A 25,216-nucleotide genomic window follows, 5' to 3' on the forward strand; every position below is an offset into this window, starting at 1 on the left:
AAACTTAAAATCGAAATACTACTGCAAATATACCTTTTTATCAGCGTACAACACAGCATATAAGAGAATAAAACTAGGAATTAGAAGAGAGAACAAAAGCGGGAAATGAGGTCTAATCGCATTTAATAATGGCAAAATAATACTTTTTTGCTTATAAAATGGAGAAAAAGCATTGTCAGATAAAAATAATGATTACTTTTGGAGCCGTAAGGGATGCCTATCCAAGAAGCAGATAGCAAGTAGCCGACTCGGATCTCAAGGACCGACAAGTGAAGCAGAAGTTTGTATTAGGCAAAACCGCAGTTAAGTTGAATATAAAACATTGATAATAATACGTAAAAAGAATCTTTTAGTTTAAACAAAGAATCACTATGAACAAAACAGAATTCATTGCTCAAATAGCAGAAAAATCAGGACTGACGAAGGCACAGGCACAAAAGTCTGTAGCCGCTTTTACAGAGGTGATCGCAGAGCAAATGCACGCAGGTGAAAAGGTATCTATCCTCGGATTTGGTACTTTCTCTGTAACGGAAAGAAAGGCTCGCACAGGTATCAATCCTCAAACGAAGAAAGAAATCAAGATCCCTGCACGCAAGAGCGTTAAATTCAAAGCCGGCTCCAAACTTGATCTTACAAATAAGAAATAAGATCTTCAAGGAATAGAGACAGAATTGAGCATCCTATATTGGACGCTCTACTTTCATGGCAACAAGACCGCTTAGGTAGATTTACCAAGCGGTCTTGAGTTATAAAAAAGTATTTTTCTTCATTCATTTGACATAAATAGTCCGTGTTTGTAGTATTTATTTTGTAGCTTTGCGGAAGCGGAGTGACTATTTAGATACTGCTTAGATAATAAATCACTCGGTGAGATAGACTAAAGCAATAAAAGAAAAAAGAGCAACATAGCTGATGAAGACATTAATTCGAATATTAATTGGAATAGCCGTTGTTGTAATGGCTTATCTCTGCGTGATGAGCATCTACACACCGGAGCAGTTTGACCGTGAACAAAACAAACGAGAACAAGTTATTGAGGAGCGTCTCAAAGAACTAACTCAGTACCAATTAGCCTACAGAAGTGTCCATGGATGTTTCGCTAATGCGGAGCAGTTGGTAGATTTCTTACAAAATGGGCGTATCTACTACATCAACGCTGAAGGGGACTATACAGATGCCATGCGTGAAAAGGGTATTACTGAAGAACAGGCTGCACACCAAGGCCTAATCCAACGCGATACGGTATACGTAAGTGCTAAGGACTCTCTTCTAAAGAAGGATGTAGATCCTACCGACTTGGTTAAGGTGCCCAATATGCCCAACGAAAAGATTGACATTCAAGCTTCTACCATTGACCAATATATAGGTCAGGATACAGTTCAAGTAGCCGTATTCAGAATGGGAGTCCCCATGGATATATATCTTCAGGGTATGGACGCTCAGTTAATAGAAGCAAAGAAGCAGGAAGCCATGGCTCGTAATAATGGCAAAGGCTATCCGGGCTTAGTAATTGGTTCACTGGAAGAACTTAAGACAACCGGAAACTGGGAATAACTATCTATGCCTCTTCCTCCCGCATTACCGGTAGCACCGATTAGTGAGGAAAGGACTGCCACACTAAGCCTCGCTATCCGTTTTTTCTCGGATAGCGTGGCTTGTTTTATAAGCGATCGTGGACAAACGATTTGGGCAGTCCACGAAAACCTTCCTACTCAACCATGGGATGAGCAAGACAGCAGTGCTTTTTCCTCTTTATTAGACAGGAATCCATTTCTTACTTATCCTTATAGGAGTGTACATGTTTCTTTCACCCCTAATGCATTTGCACTTATTCCACAGGGTATGTCAGATCCGGAGGGCTGCGATGAATCCTGGCTGCTTCCTTGGTTACTTAAACTCAATGATGCCACCTATATTGATACGTACTTAATAGGACGAGGACAACCCTCTTTGGCTATAGCTTGGAATAGGGAGTTGTACCATTTTCTTAGGCGCACCTACTCCACCGCCTGCATTGAACCTATCACTTTATCCTACATCAAGAAAGCGCTACATTATTCTCGAGGAACAGGAGACTACTCTATTGATTTACTCATAGATGGGACTGAAGTGGACCTTATCGCAGTACAAAACCATAATATTCAGTTGCTGAATCGTTATTCTATTGAAGCGACTCATGATGAAGAGGAGGACTATTCAACTAGTCTCCTATATTATCTTACTGCGTATACCAACTTCATCCATTCAAAATCCATCATTGGCGATCCTTTAGATATTGATATTAGGTTGCACTATCTTCCACATCAATGGCACTTTTCTTCGGTTCCCTTGCCGACTCTTTCACAAGAGTTACAGCATACTAACTATCAGTATGACACTCTGCCAATGAGTCTTATTTTTCATGAATAGAAAAAGGAATTATGCGTGTTATCGGAGGGGCTCTTGCAGGAAGACGGTTTAATATAGATCCTAAGTTAAAGCTACGCCCTACAACGGACATGGCGAAAGAGGCTTTATTCAATATGCTTTCCGCACGCTTTGATTTAGGAGGAAGAGTGCTGGATCTTTTCTCGGGGACGGGAGCTATTGGCATAGAGTTCGCCTCTCGAGGTGCTTCAAAAGTGCTCTGTGTGGAAAAAGTAGCTCGCCATGCAGCTTCACTTCGCAAGCTTATTTCTGTAGCCGGATTAGAAGACATTATGGAAGTGCGTGTAGCGGATGCACTTCGCTTTATTACTTATTCAGCCGATGAGTCACTGCCCCCTTTCGATTTCATTTTCGCAGACCCACCCTACAACCTTAATGAATTAGTGACTATACCGGAGAAGGTATTTGCCTCCACGTTGCTGTCAGATAGGGGTATATTCATCTTAGAACATCCCAAAGAATACGATTTCGAGACTCATCCCTATTTTCGTATACATCGCTCTTATAGCGCAGTCAACTTCTCTCTTTTTTCTCGCTCTAACTGCTTCTAACTCCGCCCTCCTCGCCTTCGCTTAAGCAAAAAGATAACATACTAACTAAAGAAGAGGATAAGGCAGAGCCAAGCTGCATTTATTCTTCCTTCAAAGTACTTTTTTAATGCCCCCTTGATCCGGGGTTTCTGCTTTTCTTTGCAAAGTAATCATTAAAGCAAGAGATGTGTAGCCACATGTTCAATAATAGATTCTATTCGGTCACTCATTTGAGCTCACTTTTTTATTATTACTATTGTACTTTAAATAATCACAATCTATATATCCATTTTCACTATGAATAATAAATCCAGATAAAATTATTTTATACATTTGCACCATGATTTACATCAAACACAGTATAATGCTATGGAAACAGCTATGCAATCAGTAAGTATGCGGCCTAAGCTCGCATGGAAGCAGTCATTGCTTTCCTTTTTTCTCGTTTTATGCTTAATGCCTCTGGGGCATGCCTTTATGATTCTTATGGAGCTAATTATAGCACCGGAGGTACTTCCGTATAGTGCTTTTGCTCTGGGGTTTGTGGGATTGGTGATTGCCGTATATGGAATCTTTGTTCAAAAGGATACTGCGCAAACGATTTGCGGCCTTATCGGTGGCTTACTTCTATGGACAGGCTGGGTAGAATTCCTCTTTATGTACTACGCCCAACGCTTTGGTGCACACCCTGAGATTGTTGATGGCGTGATAACTACTACTACCACTTATGCAAAAGGTATAGCGGCAAATCCATCTCTCTATATCGATGGAGCCCCGGTTATGCACATGCACGATATCAGGGACATTGTGGTTACTCGTCCTGAATACCTGCTAATGCCCGCCACATTTGGCTTTTGGATTGCGGTAATGCTGCTCTATATCTTCAATGTGCGTACAGGGTGTAACTTTATGCTATGGTGCCAAAAGGTATTTCTCGGCAAAAAGCGTAACAGCGTAGTGCGCACGGGTATGACTCGCCACACCGCCATGGTAACTTTTATGGAAACAATGATGTTACTGTGGAGCTGCTACTTGTTGCTTATGTTTTGCTACGACCCGCGCTTCCTGGGGCAAAACCATCCGGTAACGATAGCCGTTGGGGTGGGATGTTTTATCGGATTTTTCTTCATTTTCCGTAAACAACTCGACCGCCGGCAGTGGGACGCCAATATCCGCATGGCCATTCCGGCCGTTATTGTGCTTTGGACTCCTGTAGAGATATTGGGGCGGAACAACCTTTTCAACGAAATATGGATCGCTCCGCTAGAACATATGGGTGAAATGATCGCCATCCTCATTACCTTTATACTTATCGGCGGATACCTGGCTTGGCACCACAAACGCACCGCCAAAGCATAATATCACTGCATCAGGAGCGGGATACTTTAGCCCGTTCCTGAGCTTTAGAACGGGGAACGCGTCATCTTACGCTTGGGCTATCTGAGCAAAAAGAGCGCAGCACAAAGCAATACAGACCCCAATACAGACTAATATCAAAAGCGCATTGATATACTTTGCCTTAGGTTTGGTATTTTGATGCAAATCCAACGCAAAATACTCCCGAAAGAATATATATAGAGCAGGTATTGACGTTAGCACCAAGATAAAATCCTCCGGAATACCGAAAAACCACGTTTTAGTTACTCCCACCATTGCCCAATTGAGTAGCAGCAAAACAATAAAGATATTGACTCGGCTCGTAAAGAGCAGAAGGAGCCCAATCGTATAAATCGCCACCGTGCAAGGCATCACCGGTGTAGTGATATAGGGAAATGTGAGGCCACGCATAATTGAGGCCAACGGATACATCAGCGGAAGTAGAAGAACGAAAACGGCAAAAGGCTTAAACTTATCCCGAAGCACAAACTGCGTATCGTTCTGTACAAGATCCTTAACCCAAGCAAGCGCCAAAATACCCCAGTAGATGCTCAGTAATGCGGAGTAACTACGTTCCGCACAATAGATAGCGTAGTAGACTACGGCAATCCATACGTATAGAAGTATCAGATAGGATTTGGCGATAATTGAACTACTGCGCGACGGGCGTTTTGCCAAAAGGTATAGAACCACCACAGCCAAAATGATCAGCAGCAACTGTATGTACCAAGTTGCCGCATTATAATTGGCAATTGTGTTCCAAAAGGTATTCATAAAAAGATCAGTATTCTTATTGTTTTTTACGAGTTAGAGAAAAGGTTCGTTTAGGGAAAAGCAGTATGGGGAGCGTAGCACCTACCGCTAAAACAAAGATAACGGTTACGGCAACCATTGTATTAAAGAAAAACATCTCCATATACTTCTGCTGTCCCTCCGTACTTCCCAAATTCTGAAGGAACATAATCTGTGCAAAAAACATATTGTACGCATATTTTCCCGGTATCATTGGTAGTAGTGCCGGTATAGATAAAACGGTAATGGGCGTCCGGATCCGCTTGCCCAACCATAGCGCGCCGAAGCCGATCGTTAGCGAGGCGCAGAGCGAGCCTATCGCTATATTGACGCCACATATCGTCATGAGAAAAAAGCGCAATGCGTGCCCCACAGCGGCAAGCAGGGCAATACTCCCATATGCCTTCAGCGGTGGATCCGATATCGCACCAAAGCCCATCGCCGCCAATGCGGCAAACAGCCCGTCCAACAGAAGATCTACTATCAGCATCATCATAACAAGCTACTTCTGAAAATAAAGAGAGTGATGGAAAAACCCCACCCGATGCAACCAATAAGCAGGAAAGCCTCTACCAACCGCGAGAAGCCTGTTTGCACGTATCCTTCCACAATGTCGATTACTCCATTAATGAGCGGAACGCCCGGTACCAGAAAGAGTACACTGGTGGTTAGTGCTATTTCACTATCCGTTTTGAAAATCAGCGATATACTTGTACAGAGAGATGCCAAAAAGGCTGACGCTACAAAGGCAATGTAGTGATTCACATGCTCCTGAATCAGCTTTTGTTTACAGATAAACCCTACCACCGTAGCCCAGAATACGATACCCATAGCCGGCAAATCGCCTCCAAATAGCCTGCAGAACGATGCATTGGCCAATCCCACTAGTATTAACACAAATAGAGGATGTGTACCGGGTGCGGCTAAAATCTGCTCGTATCGCTTGCGTACCTCATCAAGCGTTAGATGCTCGTCTACCGTCTCCCAGCTCAATGCGCTCAGACGTGCATTATGCTCAAAGCTGATCGGCAGCGAAGGAATTGCCCCTTCTATCGTGAAGTGTGTATTGCTCTTGGGATCATACAGCTTGATGATGACTCCTTTTTGTACCATCATCGTTACAACAACATAGCCGAAGCTCTCGCCTATTCGCTGCGTACAGCGCACCACACGAGAAGTATGCACGCCACTGCCCATCATATGCGTTGCATAGGCCGAGAGAAAGGTGCCTACAGCCTTCAAACTATTATCGTAAAGCTCGTTTCCCATAGTCGTCCATCAATGATAAATTGCTCGTAGCGCAATCGTCCCTCTATAGATTACTTTTATTCTCCTGAGCTACAAGTGCCAAGCAGGTACAATACACCGATGCAAAGGTATCTTTTTTTACGCAAATGCGCTCCGGAGAGATCAGTCCGATAGTAGCACAACCTATTCTAAATTACCTTTTTCGATTATTACCTCTACATAGTTCATGGCCTTGTAGCCGCGATAATTAAATATACATTTTATGAACGCAACAAAGCTCCCAAGAAGTGATAGCCGGAAAGAGTGTGCCCTACAAAAATCGATTTATCTTACACGGTAGACTCTTCGGGAAACATAGAGATAATATAGCGTTAAAAACATCTGAACCTATTGGACGAAAGATCTATACCTTTTCATTGAAAGTTATAAATATTTCAATTGAAAGATCAGAACCTTTTGAGAAGGGAGCTTTAATCCCCCTATTCATGGGGAATTTATATCGTGTCGTATACTTATCCACGTTATACAGCCAAGTTATTTCTATTTGCTTTTCTAATCATTATCTTTGCTGTGCGATATAGGCGCTAATGGACATATGAAAGCTGAAGAACTTAGTCTCGAAGCAAAAAAAGCGATTAGAGAAGCAGTCAGTGTGCTGCGTAAGGGAGGAATAATCCTCTACCCAACCGATACAATCTGGGGAATTGGCTGTGATGCCACTAATGAGGAAGCAGTAGAACGCATTTTCAAAATCAAGCATCGTCCTTCCAGCAAAGCCATGCTGTTATTGGTGGACAGCGATGCAAAGCTCAATGGATTAGTGCGCGAAGTACCCTCAATAGCATACGATTTAATCGATGTGGCCATTCATCCTCTAACGCTGATATATCCGGGTGCTCGCAATATAGCCCCGGCCCTTATAGCGGAAGATGGCTCTGTAGGGATAAGGATAACCAAAGAACCTTTCTCCCATGCACTATGCAAAGCAGCAGGGGTGCCATTAGTTTCGACTTCTGCTAATATAAGTGGAGCTCCTACTGCCGGATGCTTTGCAGAAATCAGTGAGGAGATTCTTCAAGCTGTTGACTATGTAGTGCCGGTACGTCAGGATGAACCGGCAGGCGCCCATGCCTCCGAAATACTTGCCATGGGAGTGGATGGCAGCATTAAGGTAATCCGAAAAGCATAAGAAGGTGACGAGAGAGAAAAGCTACCGTTTGCTCTATGTTGCTTTAGACAGTATCGCTGTTCTTATAGCATATTTTCTATTCAATTCTCTAAGATACACTATAGAGGAAACGGGGCAGTATTGGTCAAAGCTTAGTGGCTACCTTTTTAATCCAAAAGCGCTCTCAATAGGTCTACTTCAATGGCTTTTTTGGGTTGTACTTATATGGATTTCAGGCTACTATAATCGTCCTCTCAATAAGGGGCGTATTAATGATATCATTACTACTGCCGGCACTGTACTCGTAGCCGGAACCATAGAATATCTATTCCTTGTAACTAATGATGCCATACATGATCCTTCTCGCTTACTACCCCTGTACTTTCTGCTTATAGCTATCTATTTCGTCTGTCTCTACAGCCTTCGCGCCTTACTTACCCGACATTGTCGCAAGCGACGCAGCGATCCCAAATTTCATCCGAGGGTAATGATCATAGGCACCGCTGAGGAGGTTAGTAGGCTATGCAGCAAAGAGAAAGAAATACGCTTTATCACGTGTGCCACTGCAATTCTTGGGAACGACTTAAAGGTTACCGAGGAGGAGATAAGTCGCCTATTTTTTGAAAGGAACCCTTCAGCGATATTCGTTGCTATTGGGAAGCAACAGCATAGCACCTCAGCTGCCCCTATTTTGTACTCGCTTTACCAATACAAGGTACCCGTGTACATTACACTTGAAAGCGTGGCACTCTCTCACCTCTCCTATGTACCCAACACAGCTCTTTCGGAGCCTCTCGTAGAAGTAACGGCAACACGAATGAGTGAGATGGAAAAGAATATCAAGTGGACCTTCGATAAAATAGCATCTATATTAGCATTGATTCTATTGTCTCCGTTATTCTTAGTCATTGCAATTGCAGTCAGATGCTCTTCACCGGGCAATATCTTTTATACTCAGGAACGTATCGGCAAGAGGGGAAAACCATTTCGAATTATTAAATTTCGTACCATGTACGAAGGAAGTGAAGCAAATGGCCCCCAACTAAGCAATGACAATGACCCTCGAATTACCCCTATTGGTCGCACTTTGAGACGCTATCGGTTGGATGAAATTCCTCAGTTCTACAATGTACTTAGGGGTGACATGTCATTTGTGGGTCCTCGTCCTGAAAGAGCTTACTACATCAACCAACTATTTGATAAAGCGCCCTATTACTACTTGTTACACAATGTATTACCCGGGATTACCTCCTGGGGCATGGTTCAATATGGCTATGCGTCCACCCCAAATGAAATGCTGGAGCGCTTGCAATACGATTGGCTCTATTACCAAAACATGTCTTTGCGTTTGGACTTGGAAATTCTTTTGAATACAATTTGGGTATTATTTAAGGGAAAAGGGAAATGAAAGAAAAATACATATCCGGGAGCACATGGGTAGCAAAGCTCCTACCCTCACATCATAGACGAGCCAAGAAACCGGACAAGGCCCTATCGGAGGATCCTAGAGAGAGGAAAAAGGCAAGCCACACCATACTCATGCGCTTTATCAATTGGCGAGAGCGAAAGATGAGTAATCGATTTTTCTTATTGGTACTCAGCTTGATAATAGGCATTCTCACCTCTTTGGTTGCCTTTTTACTAAAAGGCATGATAGAAGTTTTGCAAAAATGGGTTACTACAGCTGCCTCATCTCGCAATTGGCTTTACCTCGTACTCCCACCAACCGGAGTCCTTATCACCGCCCTATTCGTGCAAAAAATACTCAAGCAGGATATTAGCCACGGAGTTTCCAAAGTGCTAATGGCCTTCTCCCAACGTAAGAGTCTAATTAAGCCCCACAATGTATGGTCCTCTATGGTGGCCAGTACCATTACCATAGGATTGGGTGGTTCCGTAGGAGCTGAGTCTCCCATCGTGCTAACAGGCTCCGCAATAGGAAGTAATTTAGGGAGACTTTTCAAATTGGAGCAACGCAATCTCATGCTACTCGTGGGTTGTGGTGCAGCAGGAGCTATTGCAGGTATTTTCAAAGCGCCAATTGCAGGATTGGTCTTTGTTATTGAGGTCCTTTTGATGGATCTAACGTTGACCAGCGTGCTTCCTCTGCTTACAGCTTCCGTAACATCTGCCGCCTTGGCCTATATCTACACTGGAGCTGAGCCATTCTTCCAATTTGCGCAAACTAATGACTTCATCACAGGACGTATCCCCTATACTCTAGTGTTAGGAGTATTGTGTGGGTTTATGGGAGTCTATTTCATGCGGATGTCGTTTTTTTTAGAGAAACGATTCAAACAAAAAACTCCTTATGCCAAGCGATTCATCATTGCAGCAGTCGTACTAAGCCTCTTAATCTTCTTCTTTCCTACTCTGTATGGTGAAGGCTACGCCACGCTGGAGTTGCTCATGGCCGGTAAGTCAAGTGAGTTGCTAAATGGTACTATCTTCAGTGGATTGAGTTCGCACAGCTATGTACTTTTTTTATACCTATCACTTGCTGCTCTTCTTAAGGTAGTCGCCTCAGTTGCGACTAATTCAGGCGGTGGCTGTGGTGGACTTTTTGCTCCAACACTCTTTGTAGGAGGACTCGTTGGCTTTGTGTTTTCCTTTGCGATCAACAGCTGGCTACCCTTTGCGATCTACTTACCGGAAGAAAACTTTGTATTAATGGGAATGGCAGGACTCATGAGCAGTGTGATGCATGCCCCTCTGACCGGAGTTTTCCTTATCGCTGAACTAACCGGTGGATACAATCTATTCCTGCCCCTGATGGTCGTTTCACTAAGTGCACATGCCGTAAATCGCATCTTCATGACCAATAGTATCTATTCGCAACGATTAGCAGAAGAGGGGAAACTATTGACACACGAAAAAGATAAATCTGTACTAACCCTAATGAATGTAGAAAGCCTTATCGAAACAGACTTTCTTACAGTAACCCCTAACATGAGCCTTGGTGATGTAGTGGTGCTCATTGGTAATGGGAGACGCAATATATTCCCGGTGATAGATGACGAAGGAAAGCTAAAGGGATTAGTTCTATTGGATGATATTAGAAATATCATGTTCCGTCCGGAACTATACGAACGTTTTAGTGTACAACGATTCATGGTTTCGGCTCCGGCACAAATAGTATTACCTCAGTCTATGGAAAGTACGATGGATCTCTTTGATCGTACAAAAGCTTGGAATCTACCGGTCGTGGACAAAGAGGGACACTATATGGGTATGCTATCCAAATCAAAGATATTTAATAGCTATAGAGATACTTTGGCAGAACTTACCACTGGTGACTAAAAATCATTGCTAACCAAAACAAAAATTATATGACTACTCCTCATCATCCGGAACAAAACATCGTGTTCATGGGAACCGCACTATTTGCTGTGGGTTTCTTAGAAGATCTTATCAATGACGGGTATCACGTTTCCCTTGTAGTAACGACACCGGACAAACCACAAGGACGCGGACACAAGCTTAAAGGGAGCCCTGTCAAAGAGGCTGCCCTACGCTTAGGATTGCCCATTGCACAACCGGAAAAACTATCTGATACAAGCTTTTTACATACCCTGCAAGAAGCAAAACCCACTCTGGCCCTTGTAGTAGCTTTCCGCATGTTACCCGAGTCAGTTTGGTCTCTACCCACCTTAGGTACGTTCAATATACATGCCTCATTATTGCCTCGATGGCGTGGAGCGGCTCCGATTAACCATGCTATTCGTATGGGAGATAAGGAAACAGGTGTTACCCTATTCCGACTCACTCATGATTTAGATGAGGGAGATATCTATGCTCAATGCAGCACACCCATAGAGCCCAATGAGACTTTTGGCGAACTATACGATCGCCTGAACCAATTAGGTCGCAATATGCTGCGGAGTAAATTACCGGCTCTATTAGATGGAAGTGCTACTGCAACCCCACAAGATAGAAGTACTGAGCTACCTTATGCCTACAAGCTCAATAAAGAGAATAGTCGAATTGACTGGAATCTTCCGGCTCGCTTTGTGCATAATTTCGTACGCTCTTTATCACCTTCTCCCGGAGCTTGGACAATGCTGCATTTAGACGAGGAGCATGAGCCAATCTCTATAAAAATACTATCTACTGAAAGCCTGGAAGAGGAATCGTATGAAAACACTCTCCCGGGTAAGATAATCTTAGATGAAAAAGGCGTGATTAAGGTGGCTTGCCAAAGTGGATGCATTAAAGTACTTACACTCCAAGCAGCCGGCAAGAAAGTAATGTCTTCTCGAGATTTTCTCAATGGAACGAAGCTTACTAATAGTAGATTCCTTGAATAAATGATTGGTCTTTTCAATGATAGCTTTCCTCCCATTATGGACGGAGTTGCTATGGTTACCTATAACTATGCCTACTACCTACAAAGAAAAGGGGCTGAAGTATGTGTAGTGGTACCCAATACCCCCGGAGAGAAAAAAGAGGAACCTTTTGCAATCTATCGCTACCCTTCCATACCCATTCCCGGCAGAAGACCCTATCGGTATGGACTCAGTATGCTGAATATGAAGGTATTCAAAGAAATCAGCTCACAGCATTACACAATAGTTCATGCACATAGTCCTTTTACTAGTGGGAAGATTGCACAAAAGATTGCACAAAAACAGCATATTCCCTTGGTGGCTACTTTCCATTCTAAGTTTCGCTACGACATAGAGCGTTATGTAAAAAGTGAGCTTATCGTGGATCTCGTATTAAAACAGATCATGTCATTTTTCAATACTGTGGATGAAGTATGGGTGCCGCAGCCTGCTGTCCTAGAGACTCTTCGTGAATATGGATACGAAGGCCCTGCAATGGTAATCCCGAACGGCAATGACATGGTCAACAAGTATGACGAAGATACTCTCAAACGATCTTTCAGAGAGAAGGAGCATATCCCGAATGAGGAGGCTATATTACTCTTTGTTGGGCAGCAAACTCGCGAAAAGAACATCCCTTTTCTCATTAACAGTCTAGCTCTGGTTAATCACCCTTTCCGATGTTATTTCGTAGGAGATGGCTATGGGATAGAGCTCTTCAAGGAGCAAGCTACGGAGCTTGGCATAGGAGATAAATGCCATTTTGTCGGCCCCATATACAATAGAGAAGAACTTGCTGCGTACTATGCAGCAGCCGATCTTTTCGTCTTTCCGTCGCTATATGATACATGGGCTTTAGTTATTCGAGAAGCGGCAGCACTGTCTACTCCCTCGCTCCTCATCGAGGGGAGTACCATCGCTAAGCCTATCATACCGAATATAAATGGGTTCATTACTGCGGAGAAAAATAATGAGTATGCAGCCTCCATTGATAGAATATTGGCAAACAAAGAATTGCTAAATTCCGTAGCTGCAAAAGCACGCACTACTCTGTCTCAATCTTGGGAAGAAGTGGCCGACATAGTCCTCAAACGTTATCAGTATCTCATTGAACAATACAAGTCTAAAGATGGCAACAAACACAGCTAAGAAGAAAAGGAATAAACGTATTATTCTTCGTATAGCCATCCCACTATTTATTAGCATCTTAGTAGTGGGTATATTGTTCAACCAAAGCTTTCACCCGAATGCTTTTCGAGAACTCCATTTTACCGGTAGAACCTGTATAGGAATTATACTCGCCCTACTAGCTTTTGCGATACAGAATGCTGCGACCTCCATTCGTTTCGGGCGACTATCGGATAATCAGATTTCTTTCAGAGGAGGACTACGGGTACAAATGATGCAAGAATTCACCGGAATTGTAACTCCCTCTTCTGTAGGGGGAAGTAGTCTGGTCTTCCTCTTTCTCTCCGGTGAAGGTGTCAACTCTGGAAAGGCAGCAGCGATCTCCTTCTCTACCCTTTTCTTAGATCAATTATTCCTTTTTTTAGCCTCCTTGCTGTTATATTTTTTTGCTCCCCATGAAATCTTTTTAGGAGGAGCCGAGCTATTTGGTGTAGGCGTGAGAATAACCTTTTTAATTCTCACGATCATTGTGGGGATTTGGACGTTAATCTTGTACATAGCTCTCTTTAGAAAGCCACAACTAATTGGAGCTTTCATCAAGGGGATATTCCGTTTACGTCTTTTTAGGCGCTATAGTCACAAGGCCTCCGCTCTAATACATGACCTTATCATGGCCTCAGGAGAGATGAAAAAGATGCCCTTTTCCTATTGGGTGGAGCTATTCTTTCTCTCCGCAGTAGCTTGGTGTATGCGCTTTGGCATAGCAATTGCGCTCATATGGGGTTTTAGTTCTGCAAATAGTGGATATTTCATTGCTTTCTTAAAGCAATTTATCATTTGGGTCACTTCATTGATCAGTCCTACTCCGGGAGCAAGTGGTCTAGCGGAATATATGTTCCAATACTATTATGAAAGCTATTTTGATACTGCCTCCATTGCGCTTGTAGTAGCTGTTATATGGCGCGGTATCAGCGCTTATATCTATTTGCTGATTGGAGGGTGGATACTTTCTGTTAAGGCGCCGGATATGGGGCTTCTGACCTCCACTGAGCTTAAGAGAAAGCACTTGTTAGGTGCAAAAAGGAAACGGGGGAAGGAGGAACTTTTGAGCTAATTGATCTCCAAGAAGCCTTTTGGAGGCGCTAAGCTTGGTATATACGCATTACACAGTCGCTACAGTCAAAGCTCAGACGAAATAAGCGATCATTTAGCCTCAGATAGAGTGGCTCCTCATAAGGCATTTTTTTAGATGACTGTGTACAGTAACCAATATGTCGTCGGAGACAATGCTTAGTAGTCATGAGGGCAGCTTCATATACCGGAGTCAACTCATAGGCCTCTTGAGGTACTTTATCAGAGAGATAAGAGTATGTTAATCTTGACGCACTATTAGCTATATTGTAAGCATAAGTCAATGGCTGCTTAATTAAGTGCTCCATTTGGATAGGACGCATATAGTTTCGTTCTCTAGGCTTGAAGCGGAGCCGCAAACTACGCTCCATGGCGGCTACAGCACGTCTCTTTAGTTCTCCCAGTTGAGAGACAGGTACAAAAAAGCCGTTTAATTCTAATTGGCACTCCACGGCAGTAAACGGTGTACCGCCTAACTTAGTCAAAGTCTCTTCTATGCGTTGTACATCCGGCTCTCGTTTTGCTTTATCAAGTGTAGTATGCTGTGCTACAGTGACCTGCATAGAAAGTTCGTCCTTAATAGCCATGGTGAGCTTCAGAAGCTCTTTGCTCGCTTCCAAATGGAGGGTTACTTTAATTGTTCTCTCTGTGGCATTCTCTTGAGAGAGCGCTTTCTCAAACGCCACATCCATATTTCTCCAAAGAAGAGTTCCTTTGGGTATATTCATTTTCTCAGCGGCCATAAAGCGTTGAGCATCTAATACCCTATTGACCCGCAGTCCGAATAGTTTTCCCTCCGGAGTGATGTAGCATAAGCCGTCTCCATTGTGCAGAGCTTGTTTTGTAGTGATGAAAACACATGCCCCCTCACATTTCCTCACTTGACCTATCTCTTCTCCCATGCTCTTAGGGCTCTCCGGTACAATAAGTGCCTCGGACATATTTCCCTTAGAAAGCTGATACTCCGTAAAGGATCGATTAAAGCTCTTGTACGGATTGGGCGTAAAACGATAATTAATTGCTCCTAATGAAGCACGTTTATAGAGATCAGAGTGCGCATCGATAAACGCATCCAGCAACTGCCTGTAATAAGCAGTTATATTACGTACATAGGAGGCACTTTTCATTCTCCCCTCTATCTTAAATGAGGTGACTCCGGCTTTAATCAAGTCAGGTAATATACGACTGCGGTTCAAGTCTTTCAAAGAAAGCAAATAACTATCTTTTATAATAACCTTCTCTTTCGCATCCACCAGATCATATGCCATACGGCACATCTGCGCACATTCACCGCGGTTTGCGCTACGCCCTGTCACAGCTTGCGACATGTAGCATCGTCCACTATAGGATACACATAAAGCTCCATGAATAAATGTTTCCAGCCGAAGTCCGGGAACACCTTTTGCCAAATCAGCCGTTTCCTCTACAGAGAGTTCTCTAGCCAATACAGCTTGCTCAAAGCCAAGCTCTTGAAGAAGTTGGAGTTGCTCTATTGAGCAATTATGACATTGTGTACTTGCATGCAGTGGAATAGGAGGTAAATCCAACGATAGGAGTCCAAAGTCCTGTATAATAAGCGCATCGCACCCAATTGCATATAGTGTATGGATAAGCCGTTCAGACTTCTTTAGCTCTTTTTCGAAGAGAATGGTGTTTAATGCCACATAAACCTTTGCTCCAAATATGTGGGCATTACGGCATATTTCAGAAATATCCTCAATAGAAACCCCACGCGCCTTACGTGCACTGAATTGGGGAGCTCCCACATATACAGCATCGGCACCTGCGGAAAGAGCTGCAAGTGCCGTGTCCAAATTGCCGGCCGGAGCCAACAACTCTAAAGGGACCCGTCTGTCAGAGCTTTTGTCCATACGACAAGTCTCCGGCATCACCCAGTCCGGGTACTATGTAGGAGTGCTCATTGATCTCATTATCTAAGGCAGCCACCCAAACTGTCGTCTCAATATCTTTAGGCAGCGTCTCCTCCAAATAAGCGAGTGCCGGCTTACTGGCTATAATAGCTGCTATATGTAAGCGTTTGGGCATTCCTTTGGTTGCTATTGCACGGAAAGCCATTTCCATAGAGCCTCCGGTTGCCAGCATCGGATCGGTCAAAATGAGAGTTTTGCCACTTATACTGGGACTAGCAATGTACTCAATATGTATATCAAAATGTAATGAATCTTTGTACTTACGATAAGCGGATACAAATGCATTCTCCGCCTCATCGAAATAGTTAAGAAAGCCATGATGAAAAGGGAGTCCGGCACGTAAAATGGTACCCAAAACAATGTTATCTGACAAGCGATGCACTTCAGCTTGCCCTAAAGGTGTTGTGGTTGTAGTCGTTTCAAAAGCGAGCCGACGACTTATTTCGTAAGCCATGATCTCTCCCAAGCGCTCAATATTTCGACGGAATCGCATTCGGTCGTTCTGTATCTCCACGCTTCGCAACTGCGCTATATACTCACTAATAAGCGAGGGAGTATGTGTAAAATCGATGAGTTCTATCATTATTGTATTGTTTTGTTTACTCTATATGGGGAAACGGGAGCTTACACAGCACCGCATCGCCTTTGCAAAAATACACTATTCACAGCGAACTGACATCCTATACAATAGGCAAACCGCCAACATACCTATAAAGTTCCTCCTACTTACTGATATAAAACATCTGTATCTTTCATTTGAAACATCTGTATCTTTCGCATAAAACATCAGAACCTCTCAATTGAAAGGTTCTGATGTTTCATTTTCAAAAAGTACTACTTCAGTATCGCCTTTTTGATCTTTTTGACGGCATGATGAAAAGAGGCCTTTAAAGCACCCTCAGAAGTACCGGTGAGCTCTGCCATTTTAGTATAAGAAAGCTCCTCATAATGACGCAAAAGAAAAACTTGTTGTTGCTTGGGTGGAAGCTCATCAATTGCCAAACGCAATTTGATTTCTAACTCATCCCCATCAAAGTAGGGATCCTCAGAAAGCTGCTCAATGAGGTATTGGTTATCTTCCGTAAGCTCTGTGAAATGGCGTTGTTTTCGTCGCTTTGCTTTTAGGAAGGAGAGGGACTCATAATATGCGATCCGATACATCCATGTAAATAGCTTAGCCTCACCCCGGAAGTCTCCAATGCCATTCCATATTTTAAGAAGTACCTCCTGAAGTACATCATTAGTATCCTCATGATTAATAAGCATATGACGGATCTGTGCATAAAGCTTCTCCGCATAGAGATCGACCAACTCACCAAATGCAACACGCTTCTGCAGAGGATCTTGTAGTCGATTGACAAGATCTTGCTCTGCATCGCTATTGCTATCTTGTATTTTTCTTTCCTCTGCCATTATTGGACTATAGAGGGTCACTTTCATCCAGTAAATCGTCCTGTTCGGTGAACGGCTCAACCCCTTCATACTCAGCGCCACTGACCTGTGAGAAATCGGGCAACTGCTGCGGAGTAACCTGCTCAACATCTTCATTCACAGGAAGCTCTTTGTAGTCGTAATAAGAAAGTTTTTCTTCCAACTGCTTGATATGCAACTCCAAACCATCCTTTTCAGTATGTAACGCCTTTAGCTCCTTTTCATTCTTCAGCCATCCCATTACCCCACGTATAGATAGACCGAGAGCCATCAAAGAGAGTGCACCCAAGCATCCGAATATGGAGACTGTTCCCTTATAGGGACTCATCGGAGAGCACCAACCAAAAATGGCATTGAGTAACAGCTGCAGAAAGAGCCCTATCAGCATCATCAGTACTACAACCGTTATGTAAGCCCCAAACATACGCTTTCGCATCATTCGCGGTGCGAGCAGATAGTAATTGGCATACCATAGTGCAATTAAGAAGAGATCCGTTATCCACAAAGAATAATACAGATTCGGACGCTGCCAAAAGAAAGGAACATCTGCAGCACTACCGCCTACTATTAAGGATTGAATAATCATTAGGACCGGCCACAAGAGTGTGTACACAATCCAGGACGAATGTTTATTTGATTTTCTCTGTATTACCATACTTAAGCGAATTATACACTATCTTTGCCACAAAGATAGAGGAAAAAAGTCTCTTGAAATAGAAAATGAACATTACCAGCGCACAATTTGTCAAGAGTAGCTCTTCAGTAGAAGAATGCCCCACGGACAATCTCCCCGAGTATGCGTTCATTGGGCGCTCCAACGTAGGAAAGAGCAGTCTTATCAATATGCTTACCGGGAAGCCAAAGCTTGCCTTAACAGGAAGCACGCCGGGTAAGACAAGGCTTATTAACCACTTTTTAATTAATGAGTCGTGGCATATTGTTGATTTGCCCGGTTATGGCTTTGCACGCCGCGGACTTAAAGAGCGTGAGGCTTTTGCAAAGATGATCGATGACTATGTCACGAAGCGCAGCCAGTTAGTAAGCCTTTTTATTCTCATTGACAGCAGGATAGCACCTCAAGCAATTGACTTAAAGTTTATTCGTGACATGGGAGAAAAAGGAATTCCCTTTGTACTCATCATGACTAAGATAGATAAGATATCTAAAGGGAAACTGCAGTCAGCCATTGCGCATTACAAAGATGTACTTAGTGAGGAGTGGGAAGAGCTTCCTCCTTTTCTTGTATCCTCGGCAGAAACAAAACAAGGACGCGACGAAATATTGCATTATATATCTCAAACCATCCACTTATAAGCTATGAAAAAAACTGTATTGGTAACAGGAGGAACCGGCTATATAGGGTCACATACTACAGTTCGACTGATTGAAGCTGGGTATAAGGTCATATGTGTAGATAATTTATACAACTCAAAGTTAGAGGTATTAGATGCGATTGAAGCCATCAGCGGAGAGCGTCCTCGCTTCTATCAGGTCGATTGTACGGATCGTAATGCTATGAAGCAGGTTTTTGCTGAACAAGAGATACATGCCGTGATCCATTTCGCTGCGCTAAAAGCTGTCGGTGAATCTGTTGAGATGCCGGTTGCCTACTACCGCAATAACATAGACTCATTACTCACATTGCTTGAATGCATGGAGCACTCAACAAGTACATGCGCCTTAGTATTTTCTTCCTCTTGTACGGTCTATGGACAGCCTCATAAGCTGCCGGTAGACGAGACTGCTCCCATACTACCGGCCTTATCTCCCTATGGTAATACGAAGCAGATCAACGAGGAGATAATTCGAGACGCTATTTCAGCCGGTGCTACATATAAGGCAATTTTATTACGCTATTTTAATCCTATCGGTGCCCACCCTTCCGCCTTGATCGGTGAACAACCCAATGGCATACCCCAAAACTTAGTACCGTATATCGTACAAACAGCGGCAGGCATACGCAAAGAATTAGCTGTTTTTGGAGATGATTATTCCACTCCAGATGGTAGTTGTATTAGGGACTATATAGACATTATTGACTTAGCAGATGCTCACATTGCCGCTCTCCATCATTTACTTGAAGAAGAGTCAGCTGCCCCCATTGATAGCTTCAATATAGGTACAGGAAAGGGTGTGAGCGTATTAGAGCTGGTAAATACTTTTGAGAAGGTAAATGGAGTAAAGGTACCTTATCATATTGCTCCACGAAGAGAGGGGGACATAGAGGCTATTTGGGCAAATTCAGATAAAGCGACTAAAGAACTCCATTGGCAAGCTAAACGCACACTTGAAGAGACCCTCCGGAGTGCCTGGAAATGGCAGCTACACTCAATGGGCAAAGAGGAATGAGCTACTCACTTTGAAATATTTGAAAGATGAAGAGTTATGCAAATGCATCACTTTTTCATTCCGGAGATTGGTCTATTAACCATTGATACACAATCACTTCCCTGGAGCATAAAAGAGCACCCTATGGAGATACCCATGGACGAAAGCCTGGAGTTATATCAATGGATGACTCATGCCTGCCCCAGTCCAGTACCTCTCTTATTAGGCACATCCTTTCAACAAAAGGTATGGAACGCACTTTGTAAGATTCCTTTTGGGGAAACTATATCCTATCAAGATTTAGCAATTCAAATTGGCCAAAGCAAAGCGTTTAGAGCAGTGGCAATGGCGGCAGCTCACAATCCTTTTCCTTTGGTAATCCCATGTCACAGATTGATTAGGAGCGACGGATCTATTGGAGGATATTCGGCAGGCTCCGGACCTGAACTAAAAGAAAAGCTACTACTTTGGGAGCAGCGCTTAGCGCAAGAGCTTCATCTTAATAGCAGGAGTAAGCAGTGAGGTAAGCCGCATGAAAGTATCAAAGAGAACCACTTTGGTAAATACATTACCCTTAACATGGCGGATAGCTTTTTCAAGCAATTCAAATATTTTGGCAAGCGTATCTACCGTAACTATGCCCTCAAGTGATGTTACCAGCTGCAATTCCTCACTGGTAATCTCTGATTCGTCTATTCCACTACACACACCTGCACGAAAGGCGTAGCGAAAACTATCCTCCATATAAGCCAAAGCAGCAATAACCCACTCACGTCCTTTGCCCGACATTGTCTCAGCAAGCCGCTGCATATTGGCCACATTTCTTTGTAACAAAGCTTGAATGAGGGTTTTATAAGCCACAAAGAAGTCCGGAGCGGCACCACTCAGCTCCATCTGTTTAATGGCACGACTTAAGATTCCATCGGAGCGAAGCATAGCGCGCTCAATGGCTGCGGGAGTTGCTTCAGGATAATACTTGCGTAAAGAGGTTATTATGCTCTGCCTATTCTCAGGGAGCAATTCAATCCTCTGCATACGACTTTTCACAGTAGAGAGCAATCGCTCTGTATCATAGGAAACTGAAATAAATAGACTTCCCTGAGGGGGCTCCTCCATCAGCTTAAGCAGCTTATTGGAAGCATCTATACTCATACGTTCCGGCTCATAAATAATGATAGCCCGCCAATTGCCGATGCTAATTGTTCGGCTGAGCTTATCTTCTATATACTCTGCATCTTTTGCGTATATAATGGGTTGGCTGTTACCTGCGTCAAGAGCATTAAGCCAATCTGAGTGATCATAGAGAGCACCTTTCTCCATTATCATATCACGCCACGATTCAAAGTATATCTCAGAGGGGTTAGTTGCTCCGGAGGCCTTTACTACAGGATAAACAAAGAACAACTCCGGATGGGTAAGCGAGGCAACTTTTCGACAATTGGAGCAGACTCCACACGAATCCTCATTACTTCTATGAGAACAGGTGAGATACTGAAAGAATGCAATGGAAAGAGCTATTCCGGGCATTCCATCTTCCATTTCAATCAAAAGGTTGTGTGGGACTCTACCGGTACATGCCATCTGCCGCAAAGTTTCCTTTGCTACATCATAACCCTCTATGTCTACAAAGCGCATTCTTTACTCTTTTTCTAAGGAAGTAATTTTAAACGATAGGATTTGGGGTAGTAACTATTGATTCGTTGCCCTACCCTATTACCAAAGCCCAAAGGGATACCCTGATAAGTAAGCGTAACCAAACCTCTCTGCTTACTTTCAATTGATAGAGCGGCACCGGATAAATAACGAAGTGCATCTTCATATTCAAGCGAACAGCTATCAAAAGCCCCCATAGAGAATTGCATAGATAAAGGAAGAAGAGAATGGGGAATCTCACCATTACCCTTCTTTTCGGTAAGCGGGATACCGGCAAAAATAGGCTTTATATCAGACTGACAAAGACTTCTATAAGCACACTCAACTGACTCACTCATAAGAAAATGAACGCCTCCTTCTAAAGCATAGATAGCCCCTGACCGAAAGCGATCGTCATGTATCCAATCCTTATAAGGTACTTTAGGACTTTGGGTAGCAATTTTAGATAGATCTTTAAGCCGCTTTTCTCCACACTTTGCATTTTTCCTCAAGACGGCAAAGAAAAGCCCCTCTCCATTTAATCGATGTGGGAAAAGATGATAGGAAGATGTGGAGGTTTGCACCCAATTCCACTCAGTAGGAATTTCAAGTGCCACCTCATCGCACCTCTTTGAATGCAAGTAAGCCACCTGTTCCTCATTCTCTTTTCTATTAAAAGTACACGTAGAGTATACGATGAGGCCACCGGGACGAAGCATATCAAAGGCAGAATCCAGTATTTTCTTTTGGCGGGAACTACAGAGCGCTACGGTGTCAAGAGACCAATCTTCACGTGCCGATATACTCTTTCTGAACATTCCTTCTCCGGAACAGGGCGCATCAACCAAGATAAGGTCAAACAGTATACCGCAAGAAGCAAGCTGCTCAGGAAATACAGACGTCACAATTGTTTCTGGATATCCCCATTTAGCTATATTCTCTACTAATGTACTTGCACGCTTAGGAATAGGCTCATTTGCAATAAGTAAAGACCCATTCGGCAGAATAGAGCTTAGCAAAGAAGCTTTTCCTCCGGGCGCTGCACAAAGGTCTAACGCTTTAATAGGCTCAGAAGGCAAAAGAGACTTAACCTGACTGATCGCTTGTGACGAAGCCTCCTGTACATAGTACCCGGCGGCATGCCAAAGTGGATCCCATGCAAAAACAGGACGCTCCGTTAAAGTAAAACCACCTTTATACCAAGGTACCGCTGCTTCAATTTGTAAATGGTCTAAAGAGTATCCATATCGCTCGCTTTTTACAGCGTTCAGACGTATAGCATAACTTGGTGAAGTCTCCTCCAAGCATTGAAAAAGAGCGTTAGCTTCATTGGGATATTCCTTGGCAAACAACTCCTTAAATTCGCTGCTTAGCTGTGGCATCGGCACTGAACATTCTGGTTGTCTCATCTACCTAAAATAAATAAGGATGGTACTTCAGGCAATTTAGTTTCCTTGCTACGCCACTCAGTTATCCTAAGGGTTTTTACAAAACCATCTGCAGCGGTTAGGTTACTAGCTACAGTAAGAAAGAGATTTTTACTGCAATGCGTCAGTATAGCTTCAAACAATCGCTGTGTACGGTAGGGAGTTTCTATAAAAAGTTGAGCCTCGCCCTTACGCTCTATCTGGTTCTCCAGTTGCTTCAGTGCATGTTGCAGATCTTCATCTCGACGAGGTAAATATCCCTTGAATGCAAAGGACTGTCCATTCTGTCCTGAAGCCATTAGGGATAGGAGCAACGAAGAGGGACCAACAAGAGGAATAACCGGTATACCGACTCTATGAGCTTGCCTGACTACCTCAGCCCCAGGATCAGCCACACCGGGACAACCGGCTTCCGATAAAATGCCTGCTGACATTCCTTCCTTTACTAAATGCAGGCCTTCTTGTATCTCTGCATCATCGCTTCTTTTACCTATCTCTATAAAGCGGATTGAAGCGATATCCTTCTCGGGACATGCGAATCGGATAAAGCGACGCGCTGTGCGTATCTTTTCAACAAAAAAAAGATTGATTCCACTCAATAACTCCAAATTGACTTGTGGAATAACGTCACTCAATCTCCCTTCTGCAATAGGTACCGGAAATAGGTACAACTTTCCTTCTTGCATACCCGCTCTATTAATTTGCCGTCTCGTGTCTCACTTAGAGGATTTGACAATAGTCATTTTCTTAATGAGCACATCTTTTACCGGTCTATTAGTAGGATCTGTTTTCAAACGTTCTATTTTCTGTACTGTTTTGTACCCATCAACTACTTCACCAAATACTGTATACTCCCCATCTAAATGCGGAGTACCGCCCAACATCTTATATGCTTCCCGCTGCTCAGGTGTAAACTTTCGCTGATGCGATTTCTCAAAAGCGTCTAAATCCAAATCTGTAAAGTAAGTACCGGTAACTATATAGAATTGAGATTTTGAAGACCCTTTTTCAGGGTTTACCTCATCCCCTTCGCGCGCTGCCGCTAAGGCTCCTCGTTTGTGAAAGAATAGATCGGCATTTACTTCTATGGGTATCCTTTCACTAATTGTATCTACGCTTACATCTGTAGACTTCGTAGCCCCCTTTGTAAGTAGGTTTCCTCCTTGGATCATAAATCGCTCTATCACACGATGGAAGAGCGTCCCCTCATATGCTCCACTCTTCACTAAGGCAATAAAGTTATCTCGATGCAAGGGCGTGCCATCATATAAAGCAACAGTAAAATTGCCCATAGAGGTCTCTATCTTTACATAAGTAGAAGATTCTCGTGTAAGCGTGCTTTCTTTCTGTGCATCTACGGTAAAGAAAGCAAATAAAGCCATAAGAAGTGTATATACTATTCGTTTCATATTAATGGTGGTAACGTATCGTTTGTTGCATTCATTGTAGCAATAAAGGCCTTAGGATCTTGCTCCAGCACCTTTTTCTTAAGTTGTGGCACCTCCTTACGTTGTGCAATCATAAAGATAATATCTCGCTCTTTCCCCATATACATACCGCGTCCATGTAGGTAGGTGGCACGTAGCCTTAATTCTGTCACGATCAGATCTCGCAACTTTTCAGGCTGCTCACTAACGATAAATATGGCTTTATTAGGATTCTCCGGACTCAACAAATCAAGCACCTTACCATAACAAAATATCGTTATCAGGGAATAAAGCGGCACCTTAATATCTCTAAAGACAAGCAATCCAAAGAGTACAACCAACGAATCAATAAGAATGATATAGTTACTTGTTTTGTTATTAGTTCCCTTTGACAGCACACGTGCCAATACATCCGTTCCGGCACTGGTACTTCCTACTCTAAAGGTAAGGAATACCCCTAAACCGAGCGTTGCTCCCCCATACACAGCGGAAAGAAGAGGATCGCCTACCACAACCGGTTGCCCTTTCGTAATATACCTAGTTATAAAGTCCGTCATCAAGGCAATTAGTACAAAAGTAGCTACTGTTTTAACCCCGGACCTAACTCCTAACGAGCGAGCTGCGAGTAGAAAAAGAGGAACATTAAAAAAGAGCGATACCGTTCCAATGGGCAAGCCATTTGGAAAAGCCTCAAAAATTCCTTTAGTCAAATGGTTAATCGCTATACTAATACCATATACCCCCCCGGGTACAATGCCGGCAGGTGCATTAAATAGACCATAGGCGGCCGACTGGAAGATAGCTCCTAGGATAAGGAGAGAGGCATCAGTAGCTATGCGCTTTACTTGCGGAGTACCATTTTCGCTAAATGGGTTCCGTCGCTTTGGTGCTCTATCGTTACGAAAGAGCATTTT

At 43.3% G+C, this 25,216-nt stretch carries 26 protein-coding genes; 14 read left to right on the top strand and 12 right to left on the bottom strand.

Annotated features, from left to right (window positions below; all coding sequences use genetic code 11):
• The first annotated feature begins 371 nt into the window (after positions 1-371).
• From ACLWMH_RS04390 to ACLWMH_RS04410, 5 genes are all read left to right on the top strand, one after another.
• Positions 372-647 (top strand): HU family DNA-binding protein, encoded by a 276-nt coding sequence (locus ACLWMH_RS04390; protein WP_411915530.1) that lies wholly within the window; start codon positions 372-374, stop codon positions 645-647.
• Positions 648-912: 265 nt separating this feature from the next.
• Positions 913-1,554, top strand: a complete 642-nt coding sequence (locus ACLWMH_RS04395; protein WP_411915531.1) for a hypothetical protein — start codon at positions 913-915, stop codon at positions 1,552-1,554.
• Positions 1,555-1,560: 6 nt separating this feature from the next.
• On the top strand, positions 1,561-2,409 hold the full coding sequence (locus tag ACLWMH_RS04400; RefSeq protein ID WP_411915532.1) for a DUF3822 family protein: 849 nt from the start codon (positions 1,561-1,563) through the stop codon (positions 2,407-2,409).
• 11 nt (positions 2,410-2,420) lie between these two features.
• Positions 2,421-2,978, top strand: a complete 558-nt coding sequence (locus tag ACLWMH_RS04405; RefSeq protein ID WP_411915533.1) for an RsmD family RNA methyltransferase — start codon at positions 2,421-2,423, stop codon at positions 2,976-2,978.
• Positions 2,979-3,326: 348 nt separating this feature from the next.
• Positions 3,327-4,316, top strand: a complete 990-nt coding sequence (locus tag ACLWMH_RS04410) for a hypothetical protein (protein ID WP_411915534.1) — start codon at positions 3,327-3,329, stop codon at positions 4,314-4,316.
• A gap of 66 nt (positions 4,317-4,382) precedes the next feature.
• Here the strand turns inward: ACLWMH_RS04410 and ACLWMH_RS04415 are convergent, their stop codons facing one another.
• From ACLWMH_RS04415 to ACLWMH_RS04425, 3 genes are read right to left on the bottom strand one after another with little or no spacing between them, the layout of a single operon-like run.
• Positions 4,383-5,108 carry a DUF6064 family protein gene (locus ACLWMH_RS04415; protein WP_411915535.1) on the bottom strand — a complete coding sequence of 242 codons (726 nt, stop codon included), beginning with the start codon at positions 5,106-5,108 and terminating at the stop codon, positions 4,383-4,385.
• Between the two features lie 16 nt (positions 5,109-5,124).
• Positions 5,125-5,616: a threonine/serine exporter family protein gene (locus ACLWMH_RS04420; protein WP_411915608.1), complete on the bottom strand. Its 492-nt coding sequence runs from the start codon at positions 5,614-5,616 to the stop codon at positions 5,125-5,127.
• A gap of 2 nt (positions 5,617-5,618) precedes the next feature.
• Positions 5,619-6,395 (bottom strand): threonine/serine exporter family protein, encoded by a 777-nt coding sequence (locus tag ACLWMH_RS04425; RefSeq protein WP_411915536.1) that lies wholly within the window; start codon positions 6,393-6,395, stop codon positions 5,619-5,621.
• 574 nt (positions 6,396-6,969) lie between these two features.
• Here ACLWMH_RS04425 and ACLWMH_RS04430 point away from each other — a divergent pair.
• From ACLWMH_RS04430 to ACLWMH_RS04455, 6 genes are all read left to right on the top strand, one after another.
• Positions 6,970-7,563: an L-threonylcarbamoyladenylate synthase gene (locus tag ACLWMH_RS04430; protein ID WP_411915537.1), complete on the top strand. Its 594-nt coding sequence runs from the start codon at positions 6,970-6,972 to the stop codon at positions 7,561-7,563.
• A 4-nt stretch (positions 7,564-7,567) separates the two neighbouring features.
• Positions 7,568-8,950, top strand: a complete 1,383-nt coding sequence (locus ACLWMH_RS04435) for a sugar transferase (protein WP_411915538.1) — start codon at positions 7,568-7,570, stop codon at positions 8,948-8,950.
• Positions 8,951-9,081: 131 nt separating this feature from the next.
• A complete protein-coding gene (locus ACLWMH_RS04440) occupies positions 9,082-10,842 on the top strand; it encodes a chloride channel protein (protein ID WP_411915609.1) in 1,761 nt (586 codons plus the stop codon).
• Between the two features lie 29 nt (positions 10,843-10,871).
• Positions 10,872-11,849 carry a methionyl-tRNA formyltransferase gene (fmt, locus tag ACLWMH_RS04445; protein ID WP_411915539.1) on the top strand — a complete coding sequence of 326 codons (978 nt, stop codon included), beginning with the start codon at positions 10,872-10,874 and terminating at the stop codon, positions 11,847-11,849.
• Positions 11,850-13,016 carry a glycosyltransferase gene (locus ACLWMH_RS04450; protein ID WP_411915540.1) on the top strand — a complete coding sequence of 389 codons (1,167 nt, stop codon included), beginning with the start codon at positions 11,850-11,852 and terminating at the stop codon, positions 13,014-13,016. It begins immediately after the preceding gene.
• Positions 12,997-14,109, top strand: a complete 1,113-nt coding sequence (locus ACLWMH_RS04455) for a lysylphosphatidylglycerol synthase transmembrane domain-containing protein (RefSeq protein ID WP_411915541.1) — start codon at positions 12,997-12,999, stop codon at positions 14,107-14,109. The genes ACLWMH_RS04450 and ACLWMH_RS04455 overlap by 20 nt, the downstream gene beginning before the upstream one ends.
• A 28-nt stretch (positions 14,110-14,137) precedes the next feature.
• Here ACLWMH_RS04455 and ACLWMH_RS04460 read toward each other — a convergent pair whose 3' ends face one another.
• The 4 genes from ACLWMH_RS04460 to ACLWMH_RS04475 all read right to left on the bottom strand — a co-directional run bounded on the left by ACLWMH_RS04460 (position 14,138) and on the right by ACLWMH_RS04475 (position 18,074).
• Positions 14,138-15,997 (bottom strand): peptidase U32 family protein, encoded by a 1,860-nt coding sequence (locus tag ACLWMH_RS04460; protein ID WP_411915542.1) that lies wholly within the window; start codon positions 15,995-15,997, stop codon positions 14,138-14,140.
• Positions 15,981-16,637 carry a uracil phosphoribosyltransferase gene (upp, locus tag ACLWMH_RS04465; RefSeq protein ID WP_411915610.1) on the bottom strand — a complete coding sequence of 219 codons (657 nt, stop codon included), beginning with the start codon at positions 16,635-16,637 and terminating at the stop codon, positions 15,981-15,983. Before upp ends, ACLWMH_RS04460 begins: the two co-directional genes overlap by 17 nt.
• Before the next feature lie 254 nt (positions 16,638-16,891).
• Positions 16,892-17,470, bottom strand: a complete 579-nt coding sequence (locus tag ACLWMH_RS04470) for an RNA polymerase sigma factor (RefSeq protein ID WP_411915543.1) — start codon at positions 17,468-17,470, stop codon at positions 16,892-16,894.
• Positions 17,471-17,477: 7 nt separating this feature from the next.
• Positions 17,478-18,074, bottom strand: coding sequence for a hypothetical protein (locus ACLWMH_RS04475; RefSeq protein ID WP_411915544.1), 597 nt, complete (start codon positions 18,072-18,074; stop codon positions 17,478-17,480).
• Between the two features lie 134 nt (positions 18,075-18,208).
• Here ACLWMH_RS04475 and yihA point away from each other — a divergent pair, with 134 nt between their 5' ends.
• The 3 genes from yihA to ACLWMH_RS04490 are packed head-to-tail and all read left to right on the top strand — an operon-like array spanning position 18,209 to position 20,338.
• Positions 18,209-18,802, top strand: coding sequence for a ribosome biogenesis GTP-binding protein YihA/YsxC (gene yihA, locus ACLWMH_RS04480; protein ID WP_411915545.1), 594 nt, complete (start codon positions 18,209-18,211; stop codon positions 18,800-18,802).
• 3 nt (positions 18,803-18,805) lie between these two features.
• Positions 18,806-19,837 carry a UDP-glucose 4-epimerase GalE gene (gene galE / locus ACLWMH_RS04485; protein ID WP_411915546.1) on the top strand — a complete coding sequence of 344 codons (1,032 nt, stop codon included), beginning with the start codon at positions 18,806-18,808 and terminating at the stop codon, positions 19,835-19,837.
• A 36-nt stretch (positions 19,838-19,873) separates the two neighbouring features.
• Positions 19,874-20,338, top strand: coding sequence for a methylated-DNA--[protein]-cysteine S-methyltransferase (locus ACLWMH_RS04490; RefSeq protein WP_411915547.1), 465 nt, complete (start codon positions 19,874-19,876; stop codon positions 20,336-20,338).
• On the opposite strand, the gene ACLWMH_RS04495 is transcribed toward ACLWMH_RS04490, so the two are convergent.
• From ACLWMH_RS04495 to ACLWMH_RS04515, 5 genes are read right to left on the bottom strand one after another with little or no spacing between them, the layout of a single operon-like run.
• Positions 20,297-21,451 carry a DNA polymerase III subunit gene (locus ACLWMH_RS04495; RefSeq protein ID WP_411915548.1) on the bottom strand — a complete coding sequence of 385 codons (1,155 nt, stop codon included), beginning with the start codon at positions 21,449-21,451 and terminating at the stop codon, positions 20,297-20,299. The two genes, ACLWMH_RS04490 and ACLWMH_RS04495, sit on opposite strands and share 42 nt — an antisense overlap.
• A gap of 14 nt (positions 21,452-21,465) precedes the next feature.
• Positions 21,466-22,857 carry a methyltransferase RsmF C-terminal domain-like protein gene (locus ACLWMH_RS04500; RefSeq protein ID WP_411915549.1) on the bottom strand — a complete coding sequence of 464 codons (1,392 nt, stop codon included), beginning with the start codon at positions 22,855-22,857 and terminating at the stop codon, positions 21,466-21,468.
• On the bottom strand, positions 22,854-23,561 hold the full coding sequence (locus tag ACLWMH_RS04505) for an SAM-dependent methyltransferase (RefSeq protein WP_411915550.1): 708 nt from the start codon (positions 23,559-23,561) through the stop codon (positions 22,854-22,856). The genes ACLWMH_RS04500 and ACLWMH_RS04505 overlap by 4 nt, the downstream gene beginning before the upstream one ends.
• A gap of 30 nt (positions 23,562-23,591) precedes the next feature.
• Positions 23,592-24,284, bottom strand: coding sequence for a peptidylprolyl isomerase (locus tag ACLWMH_RS04510; RefSeq protein WP_411915551.1), 693 nt, complete (start codon positions 24,282-24,284; stop codon positions 23,592-23,594).
• Positions 24,281-25,213 carry a YitT family protein gene (locus ACLWMH_RS04515; RefSeq protein ID WP_411915611.1) on the bottom strand — a complete coding sequence of 311 codons (933 nt, stop codon included), beginning with the start codon at positions 25,211-25,213 and terminating at the stop codon, positions 24,281-24,283. Before ACLWMH_RS04515 ends, ACLWMH_RS04510 begins: the two co-directional genes overlap by 4 nt.
• Positions 25,214-25,216 lie beyond the last annotated feature (3 nt).

The organism is Porphyromonas miyakawae (assembly GCF_045865415.1).
Classification (GTDB): Bacteria; Bacteroidota; Bacteroidia; order Bacteroidales; family Porphyromonadaceae; genus Porphyromonas; species Porphyromonas miyakawae.